Origin of the sequence: Micromonospora sp. H61 (assembly GCF_018070325.1) — a bacterium.
In the GTDB taxonomy this organism is placed as follows: domain Bacteria; phylum Actinomycetota; class Actinomycetes; order Mycobacteriales; family Micromonosporaceae; genus Micromonospora; species Micromonospora salmantinae.
The window spans coordinates 1-4,652 of sequence record NZ_JAGPXY010000146.1; the positions used below are offsets into that span (position 1 = coordinate 1).

Here is a 4,652-nt window from a genome sequence, read left to right on the forward strand (position 1 = left end):
CGGGAGGGGAGGCTGAGCGGCGTTAGCGCAGCAGGGCTTTGTTGAGGGGTTGCGCGTCGTCGGGGGTGGACCGGTCGCGGCGTAGCTCGGCCAGCAGGTCGAGGCGGCCGAGCTGGCGGGCGACCCGGTCGACCACCCGCTCGGCGGCGGTCAGCGACCGCACCGCCAGCAGGCGGCCACGGCTCTCGCGACGGAGCACGAAGTAGTGCACGGCAACGCGGACCTGACCCCGGTCGGCGGCGCTGGCCTGGGCGGTACAGAGAACCATCTCGCGCAGGCAGTGGGCGAGGCGTTCGGCGAGCTCGAGCTCGGGGCCGTGCAGGCCGGCGCGGAGCGCGGCGAGGTGGCTGTCGACCTTGCGAATCAGCACGTCGGTGCCCGGTTCGACGGTGTGCTGCTCGCCGGCCATCAAACCCCCTCACCCCGGTTCGCGTTGCGAGTGAAGTTACTTTATGTTGCTCCTTAGAAGCAAGCAGTTAAGTGAGACTTAACGTATTAAGCGCACGTTCCACGCTTTTTGCTTCTTGCCGGTCCATTCCGTCGAGAGGTCGCTCGTGGATGTCGGACCGGCGGGGCACGATGGACCGGTGACCGGGGCAGACGCAGACGCCGGCGCGGTGCTGGCCGGGTTCGGCCCGGCCACCCGCGCCTGGTTCGACAACGCCTTCGCAGCCCCGACCGCCGCGCAGACCGGCGCCTGGCGATCGGTCGCCGCCGGCCGCAACGCGCTCGTGGTGGCACCCACCGGCTCGGGCAAGACGCTCGCGGCCTTCCTCTGGTCACTGGACCGACTCGCCCGCGAGCCAGCACCGGCCGAGGCCCGCCAACGGTGCCGCGTGCTCTACGTCAGCCCGCTCAAGGCCCTCGCCGTGGACGTGGAGCGCAACCTGCGCGCCCCGCTGGCCGGCATCCGGCAGGCGGCCACCCGGCTGGGCGTCGCACCGCCCGACATCACCGTCGGCATGCGCACCGGCGACACGCCCGCCGACGAGCGACGAGCCTTCGCCCGCACTCCGCCGGACATCCTCATCACCACGCCCGAGTCGCTGTTCCTACTGCTCACGTCCGCGGCTCGCGACTCGCTGCGCGGCGTCCAGACGGTGATCGTCGACGAGGTGCACGCGGTGGCCGGCAGCAAACGCGGCGCCCACCTCGCGCTCTCCCTCGAACGCCTCGACGAGCTGCTGCCCGCCCCGGCGCAGCGCATCGGCCTCTCGGCCACCGTCCGGCCGATCGACGCCTGTGCGCAGTTCCTCGGCGGCGCCCGCCCGGTCGACGTGGTGCAGCCGGCCACCCCGAAGACCATCGAGGTCAGCGTGCAGGTCCCGGTGGAGGACATGACCCGCCTGGACGAGCAGGAGCAACCACCGGAGGACGACCTCGGCGGCCCCGGGCCACGCCGGGCGTCGATCTGGCCGGCCGTGGAGGAACGGGTCTTCACCCTCATCGGGCAGCACCGCTCGACAATCGTCTTCACCAACTCCCGGCGCAGTGCCGAGCGCCTCTGCGCCCGGCTCAACGAGCTGGCAGCCGAGGCGGTCGCCGCATCCGCGTCGGGCGAGGGCGCTATCGGCGTACCGGAGGGGTTGCCGGCCGGCGACGACCCGGCGGGCGACGACGACAGGGCGTCCGGCGCGCAGCTGTGGGGTGGCCCCGCCGGTCCGCTGCGCAACCGGCCGCCGGCCGAGGTGATGGCCCAGTCCGGCGCGGCCACCGGCGCGGCGCCCGTGATCGCCCGCGCCCACCACGGCAGCGTCTCCCGGGAGGAGCGCAAGCACATCGAGGAGGCGCTCAAGTCTGGTCAGCTCCCGGCGGTGGTGGCCACCTCCAGCCTGGAGCTGGGCATCGACATGGGCGCGGTCGACCTGGTGGTGCAGATCGAGGCGCCGCCCAGCGTGGCCGCCGGCCTGCAACGCGTCGGCCGGGCCGGGCACCAGGTGGGCGCGGTCTCGCGGGGGGTGGTCTTCCCCAAGCACCGCGGTGACCTGCTCTCCTGCGCGGTGGTCGCCGAGCGGATGACCGCCGGTGCCATCGAAGAGCTGCACTACCCGCGCAACCCACTGGACGTGCTGGCCCAGCAGATCGTCGCGATGGTGGCGCTGGAGCCGTGGACGCTCGGCGACCTGGCCGTGCTGGTCCGCCGGGCCGCGCCCTTCGCCGAGCTGCCCGACTCGGCGCTGCACGCGGTGCTCGACATGCTCTCCGGCCGCTATCCGTCCACGGCATTCGCCGAGCTGCGCCCCCGGCTGGTCTGGGACCGGGCCACCGACCTGCTCACCGGCCGCCAGGGAGCGCAACGCCTCGCGGTGACCAGTGGCGGCACGATCCCCGACCGGGGCCTGTTCGGGGTCTTCCTGGCCGGCGCCGAACGGGCCGCCCGGGTCGGCGAGCTGGACGAGGAGATGGTCTACGAGTCCCGGGTCGGCGACGTCTTCCTGCTCGGCTCCTCCTCCTGGCGGATCGAGGAGATCACTCCGGACCGGGTGCTGGTCTCGCCCGCCCCGGGGCAGGCCGCGCGCATGCCGTTCTGGAAGGGCGACCAGCTGGGTCGGCCGGTGGAGCTGGGCCGGGCCATCGGCGCCCGGGTGCGCACCCTGCTGCGCCAGACCGACGAGGCCGCCCTGGCCGCGCTGCGCGACGGCGGGCTGGACGACTGGGCCGCCGGCAACCTGATGGCCTACCTGCGCGAGCAGCGCGAGGCCACCCGCTCGTTGCCCGACGACCGCACTGTCGTGGTCGAGCGGTTCCGCGACGAGCTGGGTGACTGGCGGCTGGCCGTGCACAGCGTGCTCGGTGCCCGGGTCAACGGGCCGTGGGCCCTCGCGGTGGGCCGCCGGCTGGCCGAGCGGTACGGGGTGGACGCCCAGGTGATGCCCTCCGACGACGGCATCGTGGTGCGACTTCCGGACACCGCCGACGAGCCTCCCGGCGCCGATGTGGTGGTCTTCGAGCCCGACGAGATCACCCAGCTCGTGGAGGAGTCGGTCGGCACGTCCGCCCTCTTCGCCGCCCGTTTCCGGGAGTGCGCCGCCCGGTCCCTGCTGTTACCGCGCCGCGACCCGCGCCGCCGCCAGCCGCTCTGGCAGCAACGGCAACGCGCCGCGCAACTGCTCGACGTCGCCCGCGAGTACGCGGACTTCCCGGTCACCCTGGAGGCTGCCCGGGAGTGCCTCCAGGACGTCTTCGACCAGCCGGCGCTGGCCGGGTTGATGCGCGACCTGGCCACCCGCAAGGTGCGGCTGGTCGAGGTGGAGACCAGCGCGCCGTCGCCGTTCGCGCGGTCGCTGCTCTTCGGCTACGTCGGCGCGTTCCTCTACGAGGGCGACGCCCCGCTGGCCGAGCGCCGCGCCGCCGCACTGGCCCTCGACTCCACGCTCCTCGGCGAGCTGCTCGGCCGGGTCGACCTGCGGGAGTTGCTCGACCCGGCGGTGCTCACCGAGACCGACCGGCAGCTGCGGTGGCTGACCGAGCAGCGCCGCCCCCGCGACGCCGAGGACGTCGTCGAGCTGCTGCGGGTGCTCGGTGACCTGAGCGACGCCGAGTTGACCGAGCGGGGTGTGCCGGAGACGTGGCTCAGCGAGCTGGAGGCCACCCGCCGGGTGCTGCGGGTCCGGATCGCGGGCGAGCAGCGCTGGGTGGGCGTCGAGGACGCGGCCCGTCTGCGCGACGCCCTCGGCGTGGCGCTGCCGATGGGGGTGGCCGAGGCGTACCTCGCCCCGGTGGCCGACCCGCTCGGTGACCTGGTGGCCCGCTACGCCCGCACCCACGGGCCGTTCGCCGCGGCCAGCTGCGCGGCCCGCTTCGGGTTGGGCGTGTTCGTCGTCGAGCAGGCGCTGCGCCGGCTCGGCGCCACCGGGCGGGTGGTCTCCGGGGAGTTCACCCCGGATTCGGCCGGCGCCCAGTGGTGCGACGCCGAGGTGCTGCGGATGCTGCGCCGCCGCTCCCTCGCCGCGCTGCGCCGGGAGATCGAGCCGGTGCCGCCCCGGGCGCTGGCGACGTTCCTGCCGCGTTGGCAGCAGGTCGGCTCGTCCGCCCGAGGTGTGGAGGCGCTCGCCGCCACCGTGGAGCAGTTGCAGGGCACCGCGGTGCCGGCGTCCGCGCTGGAGCGGTTGGTGCTGCCCGCCCGGGTCGCGGACTACTCCCCCGCCCAACTCGACGAGCTGTGTGCCAGCGGGGAGGTGCTCTGGGCGGGTTCGGGCGCGATCTCCGGGGGCGACGGCTGGGTCACCCTGGCGTACGCGGACGCCGCGCCGCTGCTGCTCCCGCCGCCCGACGAGGCGTTGACCCGTACCCCGCTGCACGACGCGGTGCTCGACGCGCTCGGCGACGGGCAGGCGCTCTTCTTCCGCCCGCTGGCCGACCGGGTCGGCTCGACCGACGACGCCGCGTTGACCGGGGTGATCTGGGACCTGGTCTGGGCCGGGCACCTCAGCAACGACACCCTCGCCCCGCTGCGAGCGGTGCTCGGCGCCGGCGGCGCGCACCGCTCGCGGCCGTCCGCGCCCCGCACCCGTTACCGGCGGCCCGGTCGGGTGGCGCTGCCGACCCGGGGTGGCCCGCCGACGGTCGCCGGCCGCTGGTCACGTCTCCCGGATCGGGACCTCGACCCGACCCGGCGCGCCGCCGCGCTCGCCGACCTGCTGTTGGAGCGG

2 protein-coding genes are annotated in these 4,652 nt (G+C 74.7%); one reads left to right on the plus strand and one right to left on the minus strand.

Annotation, left to right across the window (positions count from 1 at the left end; genetic code table 11):
- Positions 1-22 precede the first annotated feature (22 nt).
- A complete protein-coding gene (locus tag KBX08_RS32235) occupies positions 23-409 on the minus strand; it encodes a hypothetical protein (protein ID WP_210787530.1) in 387 nt (128 codons plus the stop codon).
- Positions 410-587: 178 nt separating this feature from the next.
- On the opposite strand from KBX08_RS32235, the gene KBX08_RS32240 reads away from it, so the two are divergent.
- The coding region (locus tag KBX08_RS32240) for a DEAD/DEAH box helicase (RefSeq protein WP_210787531.1) at positions 588-4,652 on the plus strand (4,065 nt) is incomplete at its 3' end.

Excerpts from the sequence above, each read along its gene's own strand:
- KBX08_RS32235 (WP_210787530.1), bottom strand. The coding sequence starts at position 409 with ATGGCCGGCGAGCAGCACACCGTCGAACCGGGCACCGACGTGCTGATT.